Consider the following 22,881-nt stretch of genomic DNA (forward strand, 5'->3'; position numbering starts at 1 on the left):
AGTCCGGATATCGCCACGAGTGACGGATCCGGACAAGCCTTTTCGTGTGCGGATCAGTGCCTGAAATGACGCATACCGGTCAGCACCATGGCGATGCCGGCCTTGTCGGCGGCGGCGATGACTTCGTCATCACGGATGGAGCCACCCGGCTGGATCACGGCGGTGGCGCCGGCGGCCACAATGGTCTCCAGCCCGTCTGCGAACGGGAAGAAGGCGTCCGACGCCGCCACGCTGCCACGGGTCAGTGGCTCGGACTGGCCAAGAGCTTTTGCGGCTTCAAGGCTCTTGCTGACAGCGATACGGGCGGAATCCACCCGGCTCATCTGGCCCGCACCAACACCGACGGTCGCGCCGTCCTTGGCGTAGACAATGGCGTTTGACTTGACGTGCTTGGCGACGCGGAAGGCGAAAATGAGGTCACGCATTTCCTCGGCGGTCGGCGCACGCTTCGTCACAACCTTCAGGGCGCTTTCTTCGATCCGGCCGTTGTCGCGCGTCTGGGCGAGGAAGCCGCCTGCCACGGAACGGACGATCACGCCGCCTTCAGTGGGGGTGGGCAGAGCGCCGGTCAGCAGCAGACGAAGGTTCTTCTTGCTGGCGAGGACTGCCTGCGCCGCTTCGGTTGCGTCAGGAGCAACAATGACTTCGGTAAAGATGGTGGCAATCTTTTTTGCCGTCTCTTCGTCAAGTGTGCCGTTCAGGGCCACGATACCGCCAAAGGCCGAAACCGGGTCGCAGCGCAGGGCGCTGTCCCATGCGGCGCTGAAGCTGTCTGCCGTCGCAACGCCGCATGGGTTGGCGTGCTTGACGATGACGACAGCCGGTTCCCTGAACTCGGCGACGGCTTCGAAGGCAGCGTCCGTGTCGTTGAGATTGTTGTAGGACAGGGACTTGCCCTGCACCTGACGTGCCGTGGCGACGCCTGGGCGGTTGGTGCCGTCGGTATAGAAAGCGGCCTGCTGATGTGGATTCTCGCCGTAACGCAGGACTTCCTGACGCATGCCCGACAGGGTGAAACGCTCAGGGAAGGTCTCGTTGCGCTCTCTGGCGAACCATGTGGCAATGGCAGAGTCGTAAGCCGAGGTGCGGGCATAGGCAGCGCCAGCCAGTGCGCGGCGGGCTTCCAGCGTTGTGCCGCCAGCCTGAAGCGCCGCAATGATGGCGGCATACTGGTCCGGGCTGGTCAGCACGGCGACATGACCGTGATTCTTGGCGGCGGCACGGATCAGGGCAGGACCACCGATGTCGATGTTCTCGATGCAGTCGTCGCCGGACGCGCCGGACGCGACGGTTGCCTCAAAAGGGTAAAGATTGACGGCGACCAGATCGATCGGCGCGATCTTGTATTCTGCCATCTGGGCGACATGAGCAGGTAGGTCACGTCGTCCGAGGATGCCACCGTGAATCTGCGGAACCAGTGTCTTGACGCGACCGTCGAGGATTTCCGGAAAGCCGGTGTGATCGGAGACTTCGACGACGGGAAGGCCGGCATCACGCAGGGCTTTCGCGGAACCGCCGGTGGACAGGATCTCTGCTCCCTGAGCGACAAGGGCGCGACCCAGTTCGATCAATCCGGTCTTGTCGGAGACGGAGAGAAGGGCGCGCTTTACAGGCAACAGGCTGGTCTGGCTCATCGAAGTCGAGTCTTTCGCGAAGGAGTCCATCAAAACGGCGATCTGGCAAAATGGCGGTCAGGCGTCGTTGGCGGCGTGCTTAGTCAAATGATTGCGATGAAGCAACCGGAACGGCAAAAAGTCCGGGAATGACCCGGACGGAGAAGCGGTTGGATTTTCCTGATTCTGCCAGTCAGGACAAAGGCGCAGCGGAGTGTCCCGGCTGCGCCTTTGCAGGTCATTTTTTGCGGGCTGTGAAATTTTCCAGCCAGTGGATCGTGTAGTCGCCCTTCTGGAATTCCGGATCCGCGAGGATACGGCGGTGCAGGGGAACAACAGTGCTCACGCCCTCAACCACCAGTTCGTCCAGCGCCCGGCTCATGCGGGCGATGGCGGCGGCGCGGGTCGGCGCATGGACGATCAGCTTGGCGATCATGCTGTCGTAGTAAGGTGGCACGCGGTAGCCAGCGTAAACGGCGCTGTCGATACGCACGCCGAGTCCGCCCGGCGGGTGATAGACCGTCACCGTGCCGGGGCTGGGGATGAACGTGTCCGGGTCTTCCGCGTTGATGCGGCATTCGATGGCATGGCCGGAGAAGGTGATGTCCTGCTGGCTGTAACCAAGCGGTTCACCTGCAGCAATGCGGATCTGCTCGCGGACGAGATCCACATCACACACCATCTCCGTCACCGGATGTTCGACCTGTAGACGGGTGTTCATCTCGATAAAGCAGAACTGTCCATCCTGATACAGGAATTCCAGTGTGCCCGCGTTACGGTAGCCCATCTTGCAGAGAGCAGCCGTCGCCGTCGCACCAATGGCGTCGCGTTCTTCCGCCGTAAGCGCAGGGGAGCCCGCCTCTTCCAGCAGTTTCTGGTGACGGCGCTGAAGCGAGCAGTCACGCTCACCGAAATGCACGACATTGCCGTGTGTGTCGCCCAGAATCTGCAGCTCGATATGGCGAGGCTTGTCGAGATATTTCTCAAGATAGACCGCGTCATTACCGAAGGCCGCGAGGGCTTCCGTCCGGGCGACGCTCCAGGCTTCGGGAAGTTCTTCCCGGGTCTGTGCGACCTTCATGCCGCGACCACCACCACCGGCGGCGGCTTTGATCAGCACGGGGTAGCCGACGCGCTCGGCGACTTCGTAGGCTTCATCGATGCTGAACAGCTCACCATCAGAGCCTGGAACCAGAGGAACGCCAAGGGCTTCCATCGTGGTCTTGGCGCTGATCTTGTCGCCCATGGTGCGGATGTGTTCGGCGGTCGGACCGATGAAGGCAAGGCCGTGCGCTTCGACCGTCTCGGCGAAATCGGCGTTTTCCGAAAGGAAGCCGTAACCGGGATGGATGGCTTCGGCGCCGGTGATCGTGGCTGCGGACAGGATGGCTGCCACGTTCAGGTAGGATTCGCGTGCCAAAGGCGGTCCGATGCAGACGGCTTCGTCAGCGAGGCGCACATGCATGGCGTCCGCGTCGGCGGTTGAATGAACCGCAACCGTGCGGATACCCATTTCCCGGCAGGCCCGCAGGACGCGCAGTGCGATTTCGCCGCGATTGGCGATGAGGATTTTAGAGAACATCATTCAATAATGACGAGAGGCTGGCCGAATTCGACGGGATCGTTGGATGTGACGAGAATCTGTTTCACTGTGCCGGATCTGGGTGTCTTGATCTGGTTGAAGGTCTTCATCGCTTCGATCAGCATCAGCGTCTGGCCGGCTGTCACCGTCTGGCCTTCCGTGATGAACGGCGGCGAGGACGGATCAGGGTTCAGATAGGCAATGCCGACCATCGGACTGTTGACGGCGCCGGGATGTCTGGACAGATCGGCCGGTGCTGGCGCGCCCGGCGACGTTGCCGCTGCAGATGCCGGGGTAATGGCGGCAGGCACCTGAATCGGAGCTGCGGTGACCGTGGCGGCAGCGCGTACGACGCGGATACGGCTGTCCTTTTCGGCAACTTCGATTTCGGTCAGCCCGGTGTCCGTCAGGATATCGGCCAGTGCCCGTATGGCATCTGCGTCTACGAGCAGTCGGCTCATTGCGTTTCCTCGTTCAAAAGAATGTCTGTCATCGCCTGCAGGGCGAGGGCGTAGCCCTGTACGCCCAGACCACAGATGACGCCCACCGCAGCGCGCGACACATAAGAATGGTGCCGGAATGGCTCGCGACGATGGATATTGGAGATATGGACTTCAATAACCGGCAGATCGACCGCGAGCAGCGCGTCGAGCAGGGCGATTGAAGTATGTGTGTACCCAGCCGGGTTGATGATGATGCCCTGTGCCCGCCCCCGGCATTCCTGTACCCAGGAAATCAGCTCGCCTTCGCCGTTGGTCTGCCGGAAATCGATCCCGACATCCAGTCTTTCCGCGTTCTGCGCGCAGAGCTGCTCGACATCGTCAAGCGTTGTCCTGCCATAGACTTCTGGTTGGCGGAGGCCAAGCATATTCAGGTTGGGACCGTTGAGAACGGAGATGAGAGGGCGTTCCATAATTGCGCGCCGTTAGCACGACCATTCATCGACTCCAAGAGTTTATTGGTTATTTTCTGCGGGATCTGTTTCGCAATGTAATCCCTTTGTGGAAAATGTATGGCGGAAGGTTATAGTGTAGAATCATCGTTCTGTTGTTTGTTTGAAAATTTATGGAAGTAATTTGCGCTATTTACCTTGATGCGGCGTAAGTAAAAATTTTTGTAATGAGGTGAGGCGTTAACCTGTGATTGTATGTGCGAATGCTCTCGTCTGCAGGTTTGGGTTGAATTTCTCTGGAAAGTCGGCTTAATGAACAGGGTATCAACAGCAATCGGGTGAACGCGTGCTTTCTCGGCGTGGAAAAAAAGGTTTCGGATTTCTTGCAATGCTGGCTGTGTCCTGGACAGTCGGCGCGGCAGAAGCCAGAGCTGCCACGCAGGCGCATGACCCTGCTTCCTCCCCTCATACAAGCTGGGCAGCATCGGTAAGGGAAGCGCTCGCGAAACGTGCTTCCAGTGCAACGGCTCTGGCTCATCACATTCAGCATGGCATGGCGAGCTGGTATGGCGGCCGCTTCGCGCATCGGGGCACAGTTACGGGCGAGCGGTTTGATCCCTCAAAACTGACAGCCGCTCACCCTTCTGCTCCGCTGGGCAGCAAGCTGCTGGTGCGGTCTGAAGACACAGGGCGGCAGATTGTCGTGACAGTAAATGATCGTGGCCCATTCACGCGCGGTCGCGTGATTGATCTGTCCCACGAAGCGGCGGCGCAGCTTGGTATGTTGAGCAGGGGCGTCGCGCATGTGGCGATCAGACCTCTCACTGAAGAAGAAGCTGTCGAGGTCGCTCAAGCTCCTGAGTAACAGTTTCGGCGAGAGCTGAGCTTTGCAGCTAATAAGCCGGATATGCCCAGTGCGTATCCGGTTTTTTGTTTGTGGCTACCGGTAAACCGGCTGCCAGTTCAGACCCGCATGATCTCCCGTTTGGTTGATTTGGCCCGTGCTTCCAGTTCAGCATTGAATTCGGCTCCCAGAAGAACGACCCAGGCGCTGACAAAAAACCACATCATGATTGCAATGACAGCGCCCAAGGGTCCGTAGGTCGAGCCATAGCTGGCGATGTTGGCGACATAATAGGAAAAACCGGCAGCCGCGAGAATCCAGATGAATGTCGCGGCGACAGCGCCGGGGATGACCCATCGCCATTTCGCATGATGACCACAGGGGCCGACGCGGTAGAGCAGCATGTAGGCGAGGATGATCAGGATCGCCATGATCCCGAGGCCGGCCAGCCGGACACCCAGTTCGATGGAGCCGGGAGGAGGATCAATCCGCAGGATAACTGGCAGTAGCTGAAACAGGATGGGAACGGCGACCATGATCGCCACACCAAGGCATATCTCCAGAATCGCCGACAGCGTCAGTCCGAGCGCCAATGCCTGAAACGCAAGGAAGCTGCGTGTTTCGGTCGTTCCATAGGCAATGTTGAGGGCAGAAAGAATGGATTTGATGCCTGCTGAAGCTGACCACAATGCGATGGATGTCGAGATGACCAGATTCATGGTCAGGGAGCTGTGCGGAACCGAGACAAGTTCATTGACCCTGTTTTCGATGATCGAAAAAGCGGAGGGCGGGAGAAGTTGCCGTATGGAGGCCAGTTGCGTGGCGACGCTCTGCACGTCAAAGGCAAGCCCGTAAATGGAAATCAGGGTGCTGATGGCAGGGAACAAGGCCAGTGTGCCGTAGAATGCGCAGCCTGCGGCAATCAGTGTCGTTGGTCCGGCGATGATGGACGCGACGGTCGATTTGCAGACAGCTTTCCAGTCGTCCCTGGTCAGCGCGAAAGGGGAAGTCAGAAGATCAGGTGCGTCTTTTTCACCGGCTTCGCCCGAAGGCGCCGTTGCTGCAAGCGTGGGTTCGAGTGGAATATTGGACAGGGAAGAGCTCATCAGGTGTCGTCAACCTCGAACTGTATGCGGGAAATCCTGCGTCGTTTGCCGGGTCGCAGGGCGCGCCTTGAGTTGAGGAGGCGCTCGGAAGGGGCGGATCGGCTTGCCTGAATCCGTAGATTCTACTGTGAAGGTTTCTGTTTCGTGAAAGACAGTTATCGAATGTCTTAAAGGAAGAGAGAAGAGGTTTTCCAGTTTTTTCGGTGTAATAAAAAAATCTGTTGCATTCGGGGATGAAACGCCCCATATGCCCCTCACGCAGCAACGCACGTGCCACTGGCCCACTGAGGTTACGCAACGACGTCAAGCGTTCTGGCAACTGGGATCCTTCGGGATTCAGTCTTGGTCGCTGGTCCGTTAGACCGTTTCGCAACACAGCCTGCCATGGCTCCTTATCTGGCAGGCCAGCAAGGGATAGGTGCGATGACACCCAAAATCTCTCAGTTTCTTGCGGAAAAAAAGCCCGCAACCCCGTGCCTCGTCGTCGATGTCGATGAGGTTGAAAACCGTTATCGCGCTCTGCAGCGCGCTCTTCCGCTGGCCCGCATCTATTACGCCGTGAAAGCCAATCCGGCCGATGCGATCCTCAGCCGTCTGGTATCGCTGGGGTCCAGCTTCGACGCCGCTTCGTGGGAAGAGATCGAGATGTGCCTGAACGCAGGCGCGGACGCGGATGATATCTCCTTTGGTAATACCGTGAAAAAAGTCAGCGCCATCAAGGCGGCCTATGCCGCTGGCGTTCGTCTTTTCGTCTTTGACTGTGAGGAAGAGCTGAACAAGCTTGCCCAGCACGCACCGGGTTCGAAAGTATATTGCCGTCTTCTGGTGGACAATTACGGCGCGGAATGGCCGCTGTCCCGCAAGTTCGGCACGACGGTCGAAAGCGCCCGCGAACTGATGCTGAAGGCGCGTGACCTCGGTCTCGATCCTTACGGCCTGTCTTTCCATGTGGGAAGCCAGCAGGTTGAGACCGGCAGCTATGAGATGGCGATCAGCCGTGTCGCGGCTCTGGTATCCGACCTGTCCGAGGCTGGTCTCGATCTGCGGATGGTCAATCTCGGCGGCGGCTTCCCGATCCGTTACCGCGAAGATGTGCCGCACATCGACGATTTCGGCGAGGCGATCTCGACGGCTATGAAAAAGCACTTCGGTAACGCTCTGCCTGAAATGCTGATCGAGCCGGGTCGGTTCATCGTCGGTGCTGCTGGTGTGGTTTCCGCTGAAGTGGTGCTGGTCAGCCAGCGCGGACGGGAGGGCGGTCCTCGCTGGGTTTATCTTGACATCGGCCGTTTCGGTGGTCTTGCCGAGACGGAAGGCGAGGCGATCCGTTACGCGATTCGCACGCCGCGTGATGGCGGTCAGACAGGGGCGGTGGCTCTGGCTGGTCCGACCTGTGATGGTGCGGACATCATGTACGAGAAGACGCACTATGAACTGCCGCTTGCCCTCGAGTCCGGCGATCGTGTCGAGCTTCTTGGAACAGGCGCCTACGTTTCGACCTACTGCGCGACCCGTTTCAACGGCTTCGCACCACTGGCGGAACATTACATCTGATCCGGTACGGCAGGGTGGTTGTTGACGCCCTGCCGTTCTCTGAAGATATGCTGTGCGCATGACGCGCATTGATACAACAAAACCCTTTCTGTCTGTCCGGATTGCCGTGATGACGGTCTCCGATACACGCACTCTGGAAACGGACAAGTCTGGCCAGATTCTTGTCGATCGCCTTCAGGCTGCCGGGCATGTGCTGGCGGCCCGATCGATTGAACCTGACGATGCCGACAGAATTGTCGCACGTCTAGAAGAATGGATCGCCGATCCCCAGATTGACGTCGTGATTACAAGCGGTGGCACCGGCGTCACCGGTCGTGACGTCACGCCCGAAGCCTTCGAGCGTGTCATGGAAAAACGCATCGAAGGCTTTGGTGAACTGTTCCGGATGCTGTCCTATCAGAAGATAGGTACTTCCACGATCCAGTCACGCGCACTGGCTGGGGTGGCGCGCGGCACATATCTGTTTGCTCTTCCAGGATCGACGGGGGCGGCAAAAGACGGGTGGGATGACATCCTGGTGTTCCAGCTCGACAGCCGCCACATGCCCTGCAATTTTGTAGAGCTTATGCCCCGCCTTCAGGAACGATAAAGGAAACGATGATATGGCCGATGATATCAAACTTCTGATGCTTGCTGGTGATTATGTCGAAGATTACGAAATCATGGTGCCGTACCAGGCTATGACCATGGTGGGTTATACCGTCGATGTCGTGTCACCGGGGAAGAAGCAAGGTGACAAGATCATTACGGCCATTCATGATTTTGAAGGGGCGCAGACCTACAGCGAAAAGCCCGGTCATCATTTTGAACTGACGGCGGACTTCGACAAGATTGTTCTGGATGATTATGTCGGTCTGATCGTGCCGGGTGGCCGGATGCCGGAATATCTGCGTCTCGATCAGAGGGTTCTTGATATCGTCAAGGAGTTTTCAGACCGGCCTATTGCCTGTATCTGTCATGGCATCCAGATTCTGACAGCGGCCGGGATTGTGAAAGGTCGCAAGGTCTCGGCTTATCCAGCCTGTCGCCCGGAAGTCGAAATGGCCGGTGGCACCTATGTCGATATTCCGGTGACGGAAGCCATCACGGATGGGGAACTGGTGACAGCTCCGGCGTGGCCAGCACATCCGGCATGGCTTGCACAGTTTCTGAAAGTGCTCGGAGCGAATGTTTCTCCCTGACTTCAGATTGTCGAAGAACAGACTGAAAGGCGGCTCTTCAGGAGGAGTCGCCTTTTCTTTATGATGAATAAGAAATTTTCTTTTTCTTATCGATCTGTATGATTTTTTTACTTTCAGGGTTGCGATGAGTGGAGAAGCCTCCTGAAGAGAGATTTCTTTTTTAAATGTCGCAACAATCATATTTCTGATTTTTTCTTCTGCGTCGTGAAGTTTTTTATCTTTTCCAAATGCGCAATTACTTTGGCCTCCAAAATTTTATCCGTGGGTTCTATGACAAAGGATATTTTCAGTCTGTTGGAGGTGTGATTCAAAGCTGATCTTTGCGGAGACCTATGGATGCGGGCGACGTGACGGACGAAGAATGGGCGATTACTGGCAATCTGCTGCCGCCTGAACGCGGCCACTGGTCCCGACCTGCTCAGGATAATCGTCTGTTTCTCAATGGAATGCCTTATGTCCTGCGCGTTGGTTGCCCGTGGCGGGACATGCGTGAGCGCTACGGAAAATGGAACTCGGTGTATGTACGGTTCCGTCGATGGGCAGGGCAAGGCGTCTGGGACGCTCTACTGGAAACGCTGGTTGCGCCCGGCCTGACCGATGACTGGCAGCACATGATCGACAGCACGTTCGGGGTCATAGCCAGGCGGCTGGCGCAAAAGGGGGCCTCATCAGGAAGGCTTTCCGAGATAGCCATGCTGAAGGCCGTGTCGGGCGCAAGTTCCTGCGCGGCCTTGGGAGTTGATGGTTGATAAATTGCCGATAACGCTCCAGCGCGCGCGAAGAGCATGAACCCTGATCTTGTCCGCTTAATGAGATGGCGTGAAGTCAGCAGCATGTCCGACGTGAAGCGAACAATACGATACTTTCTACGATGGTGTTAATTTAAAAACTATGTAAATACGGATATATAAAAAATATTTATACAATAAACACTAAAATATACATAGTAAATAACGATATCAGGAAATTTTATTTCTGTAAATCCAGGCATAAAGTGACGGCAGAACGAGCAATGTCAGCATCGTGCAGGACACAAGTCCGCCGATCACTACGGTTGCCAGCGGTTTTTCAACCTCCGCGCCTTCACTCATGGAGAACGCCATGGGGAAGAAGCCCAGACAGGCGACGCTCGCCGTGGCCATGACGGGGCGAAAGCGTTCACGAACAGCCTCGACAGCGGCCTCAAAAGGAAGAAAGCCCTCTTTTCTCAGATCGTGAATGTAGGAGACCAGCACGAGGCCATTCATGGTGGCGACGCCAAACAGAGCGATAAAGCCGATGCCCGCCGAAATGCTGAAGGGCATGCCACGAACATAGAGAGCGAGAATACCGCCCGTTGCGGCGAACGGCAGATTGACGAACACAAGGACAGCGAGCCCCAGTTGCCCGAGCGCCATCATGAGCAGCAGGAAGATCAGCCCCAGCATGATCGGCACCACGATTTCAAGACGCGCCACGGCTGTCTGAAGATTTCTGAACTGACCGTTCCATTCCATGCGATAACCCGGGGCGAGCTTGATGTTCTTCTTCACAGCATCCTGAGCCGCCTTGACGAAAGAACTCAGATCCCGCCCGCGAACGTTGGTCTGCACCATGGTGCGCCGAAGCCCCTGATCGCGACGGATCGTGGGTGGCCCATCGGTCAGCACAATATGGGCGACCTGAGAGAGATCAACGGTGCGATCATCCCGTGTGATGACGGGCAGGGCGCGGATATCATCGATATTTTCCCGGGCGTCTTCCGTAAAACGCACCTCGGTGGGGATCAGCGCGTCATCTACGGAAACGGGAGGACCAAAGTGACCACCCAGCGCTTCCACCACATCCATGACCGAGGACGTTTCCGTGTTGAGACGTCCGGTCATGGTGCGATCAACGTCAATATGCAGATAGGGAATGGTGCCGACATCCTGCGGCGCAACGTCTGCGGCTCCGGGGACTTTGGAGACCACGTCCGCCACCTGTACCGCCAGTCGCGACAGGACATTCATGTCGGGACCATAAATACCGATCGCAATCTGTGACCGCACACCTGAAAGCAGATCGTCCATGCGCATCTGGATCGGCTGGCTCCAGTTGAACAGGGAGCCTGGATTGTTTTTCTGCAAAGCCGCGTTGAAGGCTTTGACCAACCCTTCCTGCGTGCTGGCGGTTTTCCATTCGGAATGGGGTTTGAGCAGGACATAGGTGTCGCTCTGCTCTCCACCCTGCGGATCGGTCGGGATGGCTGATGTGCCGGTATTACTGATAACCGTGCGCACATCAGGGAAGGAACGAAGCGTTCTCTCGATGGCCTGTGCGGCTTTCAGCGATGCGTCAAGGGAAATGCCCGGCAGGCGGGTGGAGGTGACGATCAGGTCGCCTTCCTGAAGCTGTGGAATGAACTCGCCACCCAGACGACTGCCGACAAAAACGGAGACAGTCAGGAAAACGGCTGCAACCGCCATGACCTGTTTTGTGTGCGTCATGCAGTAGCGGGAGGCGGGCCGGAAAAGACGCCACATGAACGCGATAAAGCGGGTGTGATGGTCTTCCTGCCTGTCCTGTGCGTGTTCGTCAGGCTTTTTGCCGCGTCCCAGAAAAACCGAGAGGGCCGGGATGCAGACCAGTGAGTAAACCAGGGAAGCGATCAGCGCCAGAATGACCGTTTCCGCCATCGGGGTGAACATTCTCCCTTCCACGCCCTGAAGTGTCAGAACCGGAAGATACACCATGGCGATGATGAGAACGGCGAAGGTGACCGGGCGAATGACGGAGCGCACAGTGGCCAGAATAGTGGTCTGGAGTGGCGTGTCATAGCGGCGGCGGTGCAGCACGTTCTCGACAATCACCAGAGAACTGTCGACGACCATTCCGAAATCGATCGCGCCGAGTGAAAGCAGATTGGCCGAGATTCCCAGATGGCGCATGCCGACCATGGCGGCGACAAGCGAGAAGGGGATCACAGAGATGATGACGAGAGAGGCCCGCCAGTCGCCGATCACCAGCAGCAGGACGATCAGAACCAGAATGGCGCCCAGCGACAGGTTTTCCCTGACCGTATCGACCGTTTTCTCGGTCAGGTTCTCACGCCCGTAATAGGGCTCCAGCGTGACGCCGATGGGCAGGGAGGACTGGATTTCCGGCAGTTCGGTCTTCAGGGCGCTCAGGGTGGCTCGGGCGCTAGCGCCTTCCTGGAGCAGCACGACGGCGCTGACAATCTCTCCCTGACCGTCACGCGTGACGCCGCCCATACGCGGGCGGCTGCCTTTCCGCACGATGCCGATGTCTCGCAGATGAACGACTTCACCGTTCGGGCCGCTGCGAACCTGCACTTCGCCCAGCTCCGCGAGATCGTCAATCAGGGAGCGACCGACAATGACGTGCTGTTCGTCATTATGCACGATCCAGGCGCCGCCAGCCGCTTCATTGCCGGTATCAATGGCATCGAAAGCGTCCGAGACAGAAACGCCATAGCGTCGCATGGCCATGGGATTGAGAGCGACTTCATAGGTTTCGGAAGCCCCGCCGTTGATGTTGACATCCACCACACCGGGAACGAGGCGCAGGCGCGGCGCGACGTTCCAGACCATCAGGCGATTCAGGTCTTCGAGTGACTGGTCCCTGCCGCGAATTTCCAGATGAAGGATCTCGCCCATGCCGGTGGACATAGGCCCCATGTCGATGGACAGCCCATGGACGGAAACGCTGTCCCGGGCGGCAGGCAGGCGCTGCGAGACCAGTTCACGGGCGCGATAGATATCAGTGGAGTCGTCGAACTGAAGATAAAAAACAGCCACCCCCGTGCGTGACACGGAGCGCATCCCGGTGAGTCCCACAACGCCGGACAGCGCTTTCTCCACTGGAGACGTGACGAGTTTTTCAACTTCCTCCGTCGGCAGGCCGGGCGCCTGCACGGACACCAGAACCTGACGCGGCGAGATATCCGGAACCGGTTCCACCGGCAGGCTTCTGATGTCCGCCAGTCCGGCCCCCATCAGAAGGGCGACGATACAGAAAAGAAAGAGACGCTTTTCGATCAGCCAGTGGAGAAGCTTCATATAGTCAGCCGTTAGCCTCGGCTGAAGGAGCAAGAATGGCCTGTGATTTCAGGGTGAAGCTGCCTTGCGTCACCACGGTTTCACCGCTCTTCAGCCCGTCCGTGATGACGGTCTGCCCTTCAAGGGAAGGGCCTGTCCTGACGATGCGCAAAGTGTAGCGATGGGGAGCTGTCAGCACAAAAACGCAGGGTGTGCCGGAAAATGTCTGGAGCGCTGTGCTGGGAATCAGAATGCCTTCCACCTTTTCGGAGGAGAACAGACGCGTTTTTACCAGCATGCCGGGGCGCAGTTGCTGTTGTGGATTTTCCACAAGGCTGCGGGCGAGAATATGCTGGGTTTTCGGATCGACATGACCTTCGATGACATCGATACGCGACGAGAGGGGGGCTTCGCCGGGTGCGAGCCACGTCAACTGGCGATCACCAGGACGGATACGGCCAGCGGCGTCTTCGTCGACCTGCGAGACGATCCATACGTGGGACAGATTCTCGATTTCCACTGGCGCTAGGCTGCTTGCAGTCATTTCCTGCCCGGTTGCGACATTGACGCTTGTGACAATGCCGCTGATCGGCGACACGACGACTGATTGCCCGGCATTCGGATGTTCCATGCTGGACTGATAGCGCCGGATATGTTCTGCCATGGTCTGGAGAGCGGCTTCGCGACCGTGCACGAGCGCATCGGCTTCACGGAGCGCCGCTCCTCTCCGTTCCAGTTCCCCCACCGAGATTGCGCCGCCCTTGAGGGTGCGGGCGCGGTCGTAAAGCTGACGGGCGTTTTCACGTCTGGCGCGGGCTTCCTGAAGCGCGGCTTCAGCGGACAGGCGCTGCTGTGTGTCGTCATTGAGCGTGAAGTTTTCATAAGTGAGCAGGGGCTGGCCCTTGGTCACCATCTGTCCGGCGACAACCGAGACTTCCAGAACACGTCCTCTGCCGACAGGATGAATATGCGCCACCTTCCGGGCGTCGACGGCGATATAGGCCGGCACATCCATGTGGTGCGGCAGCGCCCCGGCGTGGGCGATCGCCGTGTGAATGTCTTCTGCGATCAGGGCGTCGTCAGAAATGGTGACGGTCGGCAGTGACGGAAGCGCGTGGGCTGGCGACAGGAACGCCGACCCGACGAGCAGGGTGCTGAGCAGAACTGACGCAAAAGACGGGGGGAAAACCCTATTCGTTTCGATCATGGAATGTTTCCGCTCATAAGAATCATCCGGGCGATAGTGGCTCGCATGACAATGTCAGCCTGGGCATAGCGTTCAGCGGCTGTCAGGGCAGTCCGTCTGGCACGCAGATACTCGATCACCGGAATTTCGCCGACCTGCCAGGCTTCGGCGAGATCTGCGGCGCGACGGTCCGAGTGAACGCGTAACTGACGGGCATGTTGGAGAATCTGGGTGGAGGTCGTCAACTGATTATGGAGCTGGCGATATTCGGCCCTGATTTGGCGATGGGCCTGCGTGACGTCGCGTTCTGCCCGACCGACCGCCTGAACCTCCTTCATGACCATGGGAACATTTCTGGCTTCGCTTGGCAGCGGCACCTGAAATTCGACGCCAATCTGTGTGTCCCACGGGCTGTCATACTGTTCCTGACGGCTGAGAATGACGCCAAGCTGCGGGTTGGGCATGTAGGAGTGTCTGGCGACGGAGTAGGAAGCCTGCGCCTGTTTCAGGACGGTGTCCGCCAGTTGAACGCGTGGATCGCGCTCCGGATCGAGCTGCGAGCCGACCGGCCCCAGTCCCCGTCCGTCAATTCCGGACAGATCCGGCAATGTGTCGGTGCCGGTCAGCGCTTCCAGTTCGGCCTTTACGTTTTCAAGTCGCTGTCGTGACTCCGCCAGTGTGCCGTCCACGTCTTCCTTTTCGGTCACTGTCGCTTCGTAGTCGGTGCTGGAGACTTCTCCCGCGTGGAGGGCGCGTTCAACGTCCGTCATGGTCCTGCCGAGCACGCCGCTGACGATTTCCTGATTACTGATACGGGCGCTGAGCACCGATCCTTCGCTGGCGAGATCCAGGACATGCACGGCGACAGCCAGTCTCTGCACCCGTTGCTGCTGCGCGGCGACCTTTTCATCGGCGAGCGCTGCTTCTTCCGTTGCTGAACCCTGTCCCGGCAACCAGAGAGGCACGCTGATCTGCCCCTGATAGGTTGTGTAGCCCACTTTGCTGCCGATGAAATGGTCGTCCATGTACAGGCCGGAGACGGTCGGGCCGTCCGGGAACCATGAGCGTGCCGCTGCGGCGCGCTTGTGTGCCGATATGGCGTCCGTGGCAATGGATTTGCGGGACGGGTCCATGACCCAGGCCGATCTGATGGCTTCGCTCAGACTTTCTGCATATGCGGGCGCGCCGGAGGCAAGAAACAGTCCGCATGTCGTCGCTATCCGGACGTAAGGAACGTCGATTAGCGAGAGACAAAACGAAAGACGTCTGACACACTCTTGAAACAAAAAAGTCCCTCACAGAACGGCAAAGATGCAGAAACAGGCATGCGGGGCACCCTGCTACGACGGAACGGTCAAAAACATTAAAAATATTTTATAAAAACGGAGAGAACATTACGCAATCAATATAAAAAATCATCGGAACAGATAGAGGCCAAGCCCCATTTTTTCCGTCCCGGAAAGGCGGAAACCGGGCCTATTTTCTGTTCCGGCGTCCCTTATAAGGCGTTTACCTGACACCAGTATGAACGAACGGTCCGGGCTCGCAAAAAAGGCGCCGAGTCCCTGATTGCCCCATCAGGATAAACGGATGCTGAAAGCTCCGTTGTCAGACGGGAGAAAGCAGCAGAACACGGTTCAGGCTTTCCAGTCTTGAAAAAAGCTCTGACCAGACCGTGAAAAACTTCCGCTCGGAGAGGCTTCTCTCCTGCATGATGGCCGCAATGGCTCCCACAGTCCGTTCACCGTCGATCAGGGGAAGAATGCCGCGGGTCTGGGAGGGTAGCGGGACAGGAACCACCAGTGTTCCGAATGAAAAGGGCAGCGTGCTGTTTGGAAGAATCTGCTTCGCCAGTTCATCTCCCGGCATTTCCCGCATGACAGGCACAGCCATCGGATCACAGCAGTCGGGCGGTGTTGCACGTGAGCCCTTGCGCACGACATAGGCGACATGAGTGGCCATGTTGCCAGTCAGCGTCTCGGCGACTTCAGCTTTTTCACGCCACGACATGGTTTCGACACGCGCACGCAGTTTCGGGTCGGGCAGAAACAGGGAAGGGTCGTAGCGGGCAGGCTCCATCAGGCAGGATGGTTCCAGACCGGCCTTGGTGAGCAGATCGAGAAACGCTCCGATCGTGTAGGCGCGGTCGCGGGGATTGAGCAGGAGATCGTAAAGCCCGGCATCGCCGCCCGTCAGATGATCCCCGAAATTGCCGTTCTGGCGCAGCCATGCCGTTGCGGGAAGCGTGCGCATGACCCGTCTCGCGATATCCAGCCGGGTGGAGGGTTGTTCTGAAAAAGGAGTAAGATGCTCAAGGGCTTCCTGAAGCATGTAGACGCCGGTCCGACCATAGGGCGCATACACCATCAGCCCCATCCCTCCACCCGGAAGGAGAGCTTCTTCCAGGACTTTCAGGGTTTCCAGAGGCTCAGGCAGATGATGTAGAACACCGCAGCAGTCGATATAATCAAACTGACCGGGCAGTGTTTCAGGGGAGGTCAGGGAACCCTGTATAAAACTGATATTGGTCAGGTTGCGCGCTTGCGCTCGTGATTTTGCGATCGTCAGCGCATGCCCGGAACGATCCACGCAGATTATTTCGCCCGGACGACGGCTGCGGGCCATCTGCGTGGCGAGCATGATCGCGCCATCGCCCGTGCCGCATCCTGCGAAAAGGGCGCGCAGGGGGTGCGAGCGGGGACGTCGGGCGCCGAAGACCCAATAGTCGATTTCACGCAGATGGCTGGGGCTGCCAATTAGGAGCCGCTTCGTTTCCTCGCGGGGATCTCGTTCCGGATAGGGATAAGCCTCATACTGGGCGGCAAGTTCCGTATCACGGGCATCAGTGCCGGAGTGCGTGGTCATAAGGACATCCTTCTGGACACGGGTTTGTCCGGTCAGTGTGGGAAGCGGGGAACGACGGGCCCCAGCCTGTCCAGCATGGCTGACATATCAGGCGTTCGAGCGGTCAGAATGTTCTGGATGCCAGCTTTACGAAGTTCCTGCATCGTGTTTTGCGAAATCGCAATGGCCCGGAGAGAGTCGGTGGCGCAATCTGTAGCGGCAACAGCCGAGCAGAAAGCGCGGGCGCTGGCAGCGGAAAATACCATGATGGTTCCAATCAGACCTTCGCGTACGGCTGATAGCACATCGGGCGATAACGCCACCGCAGGCTCTGCCGAATAGGCAACCCTCCGACGCACATGGAAACCATCGGCCCGCAGTGTTTCGGCGAGTGGAAGTCCCTGATGCTCCCCGGAGAGCAGCAGCAGCGTGTCGGATGACGGAGAAAGCTGTTCCCTGACCAACCCCGCCAGTTTCGCCGCATCGCCACTGGCGCTGACAATCGTCTGAAAGCCCAGTTTTTTCACACGGTCCGCTGTGGCGTCGCCCACCGCGTAAACCGGAATATCATGAGTGACGCAAGAAGACAGGGCGTGAATCGACTGGCTGCTGGTGATCAGCACGCCGGCAATCCCTGTCTGCGCGGGCAATACCCGGGGTGTAATCACAAGCGATTCCATCCCCCAGCAGCGCCAGCCAAGCCGCGTCAGCGTCTCGCATGTTTCAGTCAGACCCGGCTCAGGACGCACGACAAGAACGCCGCGAGGGGAGGGCGTGTCCCTGTTCATGCCGGAGACGTCATGGGGAGAATCAGTCAGTAAAGATCGACGCAGGACTGTCCGCACGGAGGCTGCGACCGAGTTCATGGCCCATCCGTTCCGCATCCGACGCCTGACCGACAATATCACGGCGCAGCAGGAACGTGCCGTCTTCGGAAGCGACCAGCCCGGTGAGATGCAGTTCGCTCCTGGCTCCTGTCGAGGGCGAGAGCAGGCGGGCATAGCCGCCGATCGGTGTGCGGCAGGACCCATCCAGTTCGGCCAGCAGGGCGCGCTCGGCGGTCGAAACCGCGCGGGCTTCATAATCCTCGATGGCCGAGAGAAGTTCGCGCAGTTCGACGTCACTTTCACGAACCGTCACACCGACGATTCCCTGTCCGGCCGACGGGACCATGACGGACGGGTCCAGCACGATGGAAGCGCGGTCTTCCATTCCGAGACGACGCAGACCGGCGAGCGCCAACAATGTCGCATCGCAATGACGCGCCGCCAGCTTGTCGAGACGGGTCTGCACATTGCCGCGCAGCAGACCGAATCGCAGGTCAGGACGCACATGCAGCATCTGGGCCTGACGACGAACCGATGCGCATCCGATCAGCGCACCTTCCGGCAGGGCGGAATAGGGATCACCCGGATCGTTGCCGGGCGTGAAGCCGGGGCGCAGGATCAGCGCGTCACGGGCGTCTTCGCGGCGCATGGTGCAGGCCAGCACCAGACCGGGCGGCAGCGTGGTCTCAAGATCCTTGAGACTGTGAACGGCGAAGTCGATGCGACCGTCCACAAGGGCTTCATGAATTTCCTTGGCGAACAGACCCTTGCCGCCGATTTCGGCCAGCGCGCGGTTCTGAACCTGATCACCCGTCGTATTGATCAGGTGTTCCTGAAAGGCGTTCATGTCGCGCAGGACGGGACAGAATCGCGTCAGGCGTGTCAGGAACGCCCGCGTCTGCCACAGTGCGAGCGGCGAACCGCGCGTGCCCACGCGCAACGGAAGCTGCCGCCGGTGTTGCGGGGGCGCTGCCTTCTGGCGAGCGGCTGCCTCGGCTGCAATTTTCTGCAGGGTCGGCGACGGGGATGTTTGTGATGGCTGTGCGGAGACCATTGGGCGTGTTTATTACCAGCACCGGATGAAGGAAAGGTGTCGTGACGCCAGACAGGACCGACAGAAACGTGTTCGACGGAGAGCTCCTATATCCTATGGGACCGATTCTCGCCATCGAATCGTCATGCGATGAGACCGCGTGCGCCATTCTCTCAGCAGAGGGGGAGGTGCTCGCGGAGAAGGTGATTTCGCAGGAGGCGCACGCCGCTTTCGGGGGGGTGGTGCCCGAGATCGCAGCCCGCGCGCATCTGGCGCTGTTGCCCGATCTTGCGCGGAAAACCGTGGAAGCTTCAGGCCTCGCCCTGCATGATCTCGGGGCTGTGGCGGCCAGTACCGGACCGGGACTGATCGGTGGTCTGATCGTCGGTGCGAACTTCGGCAAAGGGCTGGCGATGGCGCTCGGCAAACCGTTCATCGCGGTCAACCACATTGAAGCCCATGCGCTTTCCGCAAGGCTGCCCGGCGTTTCGAAAAAAAATATTTCATTCCCGTTTCTGCTGCTTCTGGTCTCTGGCGGTCATTGCCAGTGTCTGGCGGTCGAGGGGGTTGGAGACTACCGGCGTCTCGGCGGCACGATTGACGATGCGGCGGGAGAAGCCTTCGATAAAGTGGCCAAGATGCTCGGCCTTGGCTGGCCGGGTGGCCCGCAGCTTGAGGCGCTGGCGAAGGAGGGAAATCCTGCCGCTTTCGCTTTTCCGCGTCCGCTGAAGGGCAGGGCAGGATGTGACTTTTCTTTCTCCGGCCTGAAAACCGCACTGGCCCGTCAGATCGAACCTTACGGCAACACGGCGCTTCCCCGCTCTGTGGCGGCGGATCTGTCCGCCAGCTTCCAGCAGGCGGTCGCGGATGTGATTGAAGACCGTGTGCGGCATGCCTTCGCCATGATGGAGCCGCCGCCGACCACTCTGGTGGCTGCGGGCGGGGTCGCGGCCAACGGGGTGTTACGGGCGTCGCTGACCAGAATTGCCGCAGAACATGGCGTTCCGTTTGTCGCGCCGCCTCTGCGTCTCTGCACGGATAATGCCGTCATGGTAGGCTGGGCGGCGCTTGAGGTCTGTCGTGAGGCCCGGCGGCTGGGACTGCCCATGCCGGATGACCGCGCCGTTCGTCCCCGGCCGCGCTGGCCGTTGTCGGACATGCGGGAGCGGTTTGCGATGGAATCTGAGTCTCTCTGACCGGCGCTTCTGATCCGGCTTCCGAGGCGTTTCCAGTGTCCTGTCCATAAGTCGCAGGAGATAATGGTATTCGACGACAACGGAGACGAACGTCACTGAATTGATGCAGATCGCTTGTCGCTGTGGCGTCGTGTGCTATGTCCGACGCCTTGCCGAGGTTAACGGACGCAAACATGACGAAAAATCGATTTCTGACAGGCGCCGCGGTAGCTGTGCTGCTTGGTGCCGCCGCCGGGCTGGCTCCTGCATGGGCTCAGACCGGGACTGCTCCCACTCAGGCTGCTCCGGTTCAGGCCGCTTCTGACGCTGCCCGTCTGGTTCCGGCCGCAACGGCTTCTGCCGTGCAGACGATCCCCGGCATGCCTCCGGTGATTGACGCCAGGAACATCTATTCCGAGGCGCGCGCCGGAAACCTCAATCCGGAAGTGGCGAAAGATCCCGCCCGCGTCTATGTGCCGAATCTGCGGTCGAATGATGTGTATGTCATCGACCCCACGACGATGAAGGTCGTGGATCGTTTCCCTGTCGGCAAAAGCCCGCAGCACGTCGTGCCGTCCTGGGACATGCGCACGCTGTGGGCGACGAACAATGCCGAGGGTACGACCGAAGGCAGTCTGACACCGATTGACCTGCGCACGGGCAAGCCGGGCGCTCCGGTGCCGGTCGATGATCCTTACAACATGTATTTCACGCCTGACGGCAGGTCCGCCATCGTGGTGGCGGAAGCCCGCAAGCGCCTCGATTTCCGCGATCCGCACAGCATGCAGATGCAGGGTTCGGTGGAAGCGCCGGAGTGCCGTGGCATCAACCATGCCGCATTCTCGATTGATGGTCGCTACGCCATTTTCACCTGTGAGTTCGGTGGCATGCTGGCCAAGGTGGATACGGTCAACCGTCGGCTGATCGGCTATCTGAAGCTGTCCAAAGGCGGAATGCCGCAGGACATTCTGACGGCTCCGAACGGCAGGACATTCTACGTGGCCGACATGCATGCTGACGGCGTGTTCATCGTCGATGGCGATACGTTCAGGGAAACCGGCTTCATCCCGACCGGTGTCGGCACACACGGCATCTACCCGAGCCGCGATGCGAAGTTCATGTATGTGGCGAACCGTGGCTCCCACAAGGTGCATGGTCCGCGTCACAGCAAGGAAGGCAGCGTGTCCGTCATCGATTTTGCGACCAATCAGGTCGTGAAAACATGGCCGATTCCCGGTGGTGGCAGCCCGGACATGGGCAATGTCAGCGAAGACGGCAAGCTGCTGTGGCTGTCCGGTCGTTTTGACGATGTTGTTTATGCCATCGACACGAATACCGGCGCGATGACCATCATTCCTGTTGGCGCGGAGCCGCATGGCCTCACTGTCTGGCCGCAGCCGGGTCGTTATTCGGTGGGTCATACCGGGATCACGCGCTGAGGTTCATCAGGTTCCGACGGTGTTTTCTCCCGTCGGAACCGCCTCGCAAACGGCCGAGGATGACAGGGTTTCCGGCCGGTCAATCCAGACGTTGTAAATTATTTCTGGTGCAAAGCGCCGCTTCCACTTAAAACCCCCTCCCAAAATTCGTCAGCAACCCGGCGGTGTTTCCGGCTGAATGGTTTTGGTCCCCCAGTCGGGAGCGGAACCAGACGCGCACACCACCGCCGATACGGAGATTTCCGGCCTATGTCCGACATCCTGCCACGTGTTTCCCCTGAAGAAGCTCCTTCCGGTCTGCTGCCTGTCGAAGGACAGGAAGGCGTGTGGCATCTTGCTCCCCCGGAGAAGGAATACGGTCATCTGTTCCCGGCCAAGGTGCTGACGGTTCATCACTGGACCGACCGCCTGTTCAGCTTCACCACTACACGCGATCAGGCCCTGCGCTTCGAGAACGGCCAGTTCACGATGATCGGCATGGAAGTGGACGGCAAGCCGCTGCTGCGCGCCTACTCCATCGCCTCGCCGAACTATGAAGAGCACATGGAGTTTCTCTCCATCGCCGTGCCGGACGGACCGCTGACCTCGCGTCTGCGCCATGTGAAGGTGGGCGACACGGTGCTGATCGGTCGCAAGCCTGTCGGCACGCTGCTGCTCGACAATCTGCGTCCGGGCCGCAACCTCTACTTCCTGTCCACGGGCACCGGCCTTGCGCCGTTCATGAGCCTGATCAAGGACCCGGAATGCTATGAGCGTTACGAAAACGTCGTGCTGACGCACACGGTCCGCATCTCTGGCGAGCTGGCCTACTTCAATCACATCCGCCACGAGCTTCCCGAGCACGAGTTCCTTGGAGAGATGATCGCGGGCAAGCTGCGTTATTATCCCGCCGTGACGCGCGAGGACTTTGAAGTCACCGACCGTATCACGACGCTGATCGAGAGCGGCAAAATTTTCACTGATCTGAACCTGCCGCCGTTCGATCCGGAGCTGGACCGCGTGATGATCTGCGGTTCGCCGGAAATGCTTGCGGATACTGAAAAGCTGCTTGAAGGCCTTGGATTTGACGAAGGCAATAACTCCAGGCCGGGCGCTTATGTGGTCGAGAAGGCGTTCGCCGAGCGGTAATACGCGCAGCTATTGCTGGTTTTTTCAAAAGCCCCGGATACTTGTTTCCGGGGCTTTTTTATTTGAATGTCGTCTTATGGTGTGGAACGCCCAGACCTGATGAATGCTGTCGTGCAAGGAGGCATTCAGATGGCCTGCCCTCCGGAGACTTCGATCCTCTGTGCGTTGATCCAGCGATTATCCTCGGAAAACAGGGATGCGATCATCGGACCGATATCGTCTGGAAGATCCGGACGTTCCAGTGCTGTTACTGCGGCAATCGGTCTTGCAATATCCGGATTGTCCCTGACCGCACCACCTGAAAAATCGGTCTGGATTGCTCCGCGTGCGACTGTACTGACGGCGATGCGCCGAGGCTCCGGTTCCTTGGCCATATAATGTGTCATGATCTCGTCTGCGCCCTTCATGGCGGCGTAGGCAATCCGGCCGCTCGATCCTTCTGCTCCTTGCGCCTGTGC

General features: G+C 58.9%; 19 protein-coding genes and 1 pseudogene. 8 read left to right on the forward strand and 12 right to left on the reverse strand.

The features are described from left to right. Nucleotides 1-53: 53 nt before the first annotated feature. The 4 genes from purH to aroQ form a co-directional block, all read right to left on the reverse strand. On the reverse strand, nt 54-1,634 hold the full coding sequence (purH, locus tag A0U92_RS04190; RefSeq protein ID WP_077814244.1) for a bifunctional phosphoribosylaminoimidazolecarboxamide formyltransferase/IMP cyclohydrolase: 1,581 nt from the start codon (nt 1,632-1,634) through the stop codon (nt 54-56). A gap of 217 nt (nt 1,635-1,851) precedes the next feature. Next, nucleotides 1,852-3,195 carry an acetyl-CoA carboxylase biotin carboxylase subunit gene (accC, locus tag A0U92_RS04195; protein ID WP_077814245.1) on the reverse strand — a complete coding sequence of 448 codons (1,344 nt, stop codon included), beginning with the start codon at nt 3,193-3,195 and terminating at the stop codon, nt 1,852-1,854. Beyond that, on the reverse strand, nt 3,195-3,656 hold the full coding sequence (locus tag A0U92_RS04200) for an acetyl-CoA carboxylase biotin carboxyl carrier protein (RefSeq protein ID WP_077812132.1): 462 nt from the start codon (nt 3,654-3,656) through the stop codon (nt 3,195-3,197). Before A0U92_RS04200 ends, accC begins: the two co-directional genes overlap by 1 nt. Next, complete coding sequence (aroQ, locus tag A0U92_RS04205) at nt 3,653-4,108, reverse strand: type II 3-dehydroquinate dehydratase (protein ID WP_077812133.1); 456 nt, start codon at nt 4,106-4,108, stop codon at nt 3,653-3,655. The genes A0U92_RS04200 and aroQ overlap by 4 nt, the downstream gene beginning before the upstream one ends. A gap of 367 nt (nt 4,109-4,475) precedes the next feature. Between aroQ and A0U92_RS04210 the strand changes: the two genes are divergently transcribed. Further along, a complete protein-coding gene (locus A0U92_RS04210) occupies nt 4,476-4,952 on the forward strand; it encodes a septal ring lytic transglycosylase RlpA family protein (protein WP_187668862.1) in 477 nt (158 codons plus the stop codon). 98 nt (nt 4,953-5,050) lie between these two features. Here A0U92_RS04210 and A0U92_RS04215 read toward each other — a convergent pair whose 3' ends face one another. Continuing rightward, nucleotides 5,051-6,037 (reverse strand): YihY/virulence factor BrkB family protein, encoded by a 987-nt coding sequence (locus A0U92_RS04215; protein WP_077812135.1) that lies wholly within the window; start codon nt 6,035-6,037, stop codon nt 5,051-5,053. 423 nt (nt 6,038-6,460) lie between these two features. Between A0U92_RS04215 and A0U92_RS04220 the strand changes: the two genes are divergently transcribed. From A0U92_RS04220 to A0U92_RS04235, 4 genes are all read left to right on the forward strand, one after another. Next, nucleotides 6,461-7,591 carry a type III PLP-dependent enzyme gene (locus A0U92_RS04220; protein WP_077812136.1) on the forward strand — a complete coding sequence of 377 codons (1,131 nt, stop codon included), beginning with the start codon at nt 6,461-6,463 and terminating at the stop codon, nt 7,589-7,591. Nucleotides 7,592-7,649: 58 nt separating this feature from the next. After that, the gene (gene moaB, locus A0U92_RS04225; protein ID WP_077812137.1) at nt 7,650-8,180 is read left to right on the forward strand and encodes a molybdenum cofactor biosynthesis protein B; all 531 of its coding nucleotides are present in this window, start codon (nt 7,650-7,652) and stop codon (nt 8,178-8,180) included. 13 nt (nt 8,181-8,193) lie between these two features. After that, nucleotides 8,194-8,772, forward strand: a complete 579-nt coding sequence (locus tag A0U92_RS04230; protein ID WP_077812138.1) for a DJ-1/PfpI family protein — start codon at nt 8,194-8,196, stop codon at nt 8,770-8,772. Between the two features lie 332 nt (nt 8,773-9,104). Beyond that, on the forward strand, nt 9,105-9,521 hold the full coding sequence (locus A0U92_RS04235) for a transposase (RefSeq protein WP_222927848.1): 417 nt from the start codon (nt 9,105-9,107) through the stop codon (nt 9,519-9,521). Nucleotides 9,522-9,731: 210 nt separating this feature from the next. Here A0U92_RS04235 and A0U92_RS04240 read toward each other — a convergent pair whose 3' ends face one another. The 6 genes from A0U92_RS04240 to hemC all read right to left on the reverse strand — a co-directional run bounded on the left by A0U92_RS04240 (nt 9,732) and on the right by hemC (nt 18,702). Then, nucleotides 9,732-12,812, reverse strand: coding sequence for an efflux RND transporter permease subunit (locus tag A0U92_RS04240; protein ID WP_077812139.1), 3,081 nt, complete (start codon nt 12,810-12,812; stop codon nt 9,732-9,734). Nucleotides 12,813-12,816: 4 nt separating this feature from the next. After that, nucleotides 12,817-13,998, reverse strand: coding sequence for an efflux RND transporter periplasmic adaptor subunit (locus tag A0U92_RS04245; protein WP_077812140.1), 1,182 nt, complete (start codon nt 13,996-13,998; stop codon nt 12,817-12,819). Continuing rightward, nucleotides 13,995-15,110 (reverse strand): TolC family protein, encoded by a 1,116-nt coding sequence (locus A0U92_RS04250; protein WP_236748270.1) that lies wholly within the window; start codon nt 15,108-15,110, stop codon nt 13,995-13,997. Before A0U92_RS04250 ends, A0U92_RS04245 begins: the two co-directional genes overlap by 4 nt. Nucleotides 15,111-15,585: 475 nt before the next feature. Continuing rightward, nucleotides 15,586-16,842 (reverse strand): class I SAM-dependent methyltransferase, encoded by a 1,257-nt coding sequence (locus A0U92_RS04255; RefSeq protein WP_077812142.1) that lies wholly within the window; start codon nt 16,840-16,842, stop codon nt 15,586-15,588. Between the two features lie 32 nt (nt 16,843-16,874). After that, nucleotides 16,875-17,687, reverse strand: coding sequence for a uroporphyrinogen-III synthase (locus A0U92_RS04260; protein ID WP_236748271.1), 813 nt, complete (start codon nt 17,685-17,687; stop codon nt 16,875-16,877). Beyond that, the gene (hemC, locus tag A0U92_RS04265; protein WP_077812144.1) at nt 17,632-18,702 is read right to left on the reverse strand and encodes a hydroxymethylbilane synthase; all 1,071 of its coding nucleotides are present in this window, start codon (nt 18,700-18,702) and stop codon (nt 17,632-17,634) included. Before hemC ends, A0U92_RS04260 begins: the two co-directional genes overlap by 56 nt. Nucleotides 18,703-18,797: 95 nt before the next feature. Between hemC and tsaD the strand changes: the two genes are divergently transcribed. From tsaD to A0U92_RS04280, 3 genes are all read left to right on the forward strand, one after another. Beyond that, the gene (tsaD, locus tag A0U92_RS04270) at nt 18,798-19,877 is read left to right on the forward strand and encodes a tRNA (adenosine(37)-N6)-threonylcarbamoyltransferase complex transferase subunit TsaD (RefSeq protein WP_187668863.1); all 1,080 of its coding nucleotides are present in this window, start codon (nt 18,798-18,800) and stop codon (nt 19,875-19,877) included. Between the two features lie 173 nt (nt 19,878-20,050). Next, a complete protein-coding gene (locus A0U92_RS04275) occupies nt 20,051-21,295 on the forward strand; it encodes a YncE family protein (protein ID WP_077812146.1) in 1,245 nt (414 codons plus the stop codon). A 249-nt stretch (nt 21,296-21,544) separates the two neighbouring features. After that, nucleotides 21,545-22,423, forward strand: a complete 879-nt coding sequence (locus A0U92_RS04280; RefSeq protein WP_077812147.1) for a ferredoxin--NADP reductase — start codon at nt 21,545-21,547, stop codon at nt 22,421-22,423. Nucleotides 22,424-22,548: 125 nt separating this feature from the next. Here A0U92_RS04280 and A0U92_RS04285 read toward each other — a convergent pair. Beyond that, nucleotides 22,549-22,851: pseudogene (locus A0U92_RS04285) on the reverse strand (SDR family oxidoreductase); the annotation flags it as partial. Nucleotides 22,852-22,881 lie beyond the last annotated feature (30 nt).

Origin of the sequence: Acetobacter aceti (genome assembly GCF_002005445.1) — a bacterium.
Lineage (GTDB): Bacteria > Pseudomonadota > Alphaproteobacteria > Acetobacterales > Acetobacteraceae > Acetobacter > Acetobacter aceti_B.

Excerpts from the sequence above, each read along its gene's own strand:
- purH (WP_077814244.1), bottom strand. The coding sequence starts at position 1,634 with ATGAGCCAGACCAGCCTGTTGCCTGTAAAGCGCGCCCTTCTCTCCGTC.
- accC (WP_077814245.1), bottom strand. The coding sequence starts at position 3,195 with ATGTTCTCTAAAATCCTCATCGCCAATCGCGGCGAAATCGCACTGCGC.
- A0U92_RS04200 (WP_077812132.1), bottom strand. The coding sequence starts at position 3,656 with ATGAGCCGACTGCTCGTAGACGCAGATGCCATACGGGCACTGGCCGAT.
- aroQ (WP_077812133.1), bottom strand. The coding sequence starts at position 4,108 with ATGGAACGCCCTCTCATCTCCGTTCTCAACGGTCCCAACCTGAATATG.
- A0U92_RS04210 (WP_187668862.1), top strand. The coding sequence starts at position 4,476 with ATGCTGGCTGTGTCCTGGACAGTCGGCGCGGCAGAAGCCAGAGCTGCC.
- A0U92_RS04215 (WP_077812135.1), bottom strand. The coding sequence starts at position 6,037 with ATGAGCTCTTCCCTGTCCAATATTCCACTCGAACCCACGCTTGCAGCA.
- A0U92_RS04220 (WP_077812136.1), top strand. The coding sequence starts at position 6,461 with ATGACACCCAAAATCTCTCAGTTTCTTGCGGAAAAAAAGCCCGCAACC.
- moaB (WP_077812137.1), top strand. The coding sequence starts at position 7,650 with ATGACGCGCATTGATACAACAAAACCCTTTCTGTCTGTCCGGATTGCC.
- A0U92_RS04230 (WP_077812138.1), top strand. The coding sequence starts at position 8,194 with ATGGCCGATGATATCAAACTTCTGATGCTTGCTGGTGATTATGTCGAA.
- A0U92_RS04235 (WP_222927848.1), top strand. The coding sequence starts at position 9,105 with ATGGATGCGGGCGACGTGACGGACGAAGAATGGGCGATTACTGGCAAT.
- A0U92_RS04240 (WP_077812139.1), bottom strand. The coding sequence starts at position 12,812 with ATGAAGCTTCTCCACTGGCTGATCGAAAAGCGTCTCTTTCTTTTCTGT.
- A0U92_RS04245 (WP_077812140.1), bottom strand. The coding sequence starts at position 13,998 with ATGATCGAAACGAATAGGGTTTTCCCCCCGTCTTTTGCGTCAGTTCTG.
- A0U92_RS04250 (WP_236748270.1), bottom strand. The coding sequence starts at position 15,110 with ATGGACCCGTCCCGCAAATCCATTGCCACGGACGCCATATCGGCACAC.
- A0U92_RS04255 (WP_077812142.1), bottom strand. The coding sequence starts at position 16,842 with ATGACCACGCACTCCGGCACTGATGCCCGTGATACGGAACTTGCCGCC.
- A0U92_RS04260 (WP_236748271.1), bottom strand. The coding sequence starts at position 17,687 with ATGAACTCGGTCGCAGCCTCCGTGCGGACAGTCCTGCGTCGATCTTTA.
- hemC (WP_077812144.1), bottom strand. The coding sequence starts at position 18,702 with ATGGTCTCCGCACAGCCATCACAAACATCCCCGTCGCCGACCCTGCAG.
- tsaD (WP_187668863.1), top strand. The coding sequence starts at position 18,798 with ATGGGACCGATTCTCGCCATCGAATCGTCATGCGATGAGACCGCGTGC.
- A0U92_RS04275 (WP_077812146.1), top strand. The coding sequence starts at position 20,051 with ATGACGAAAAATCGATTTCTGACAGGCGCCGCGGTAGCTGTGCTGCTT.
- A0U92_RS04280 (WP_077812147.1), top strand. The coding sequence starts at position 21,545 with ATGTCCGACATCCTGCCACGTGTTTCCCCTGAAGAAGCTCCTTCCGGT.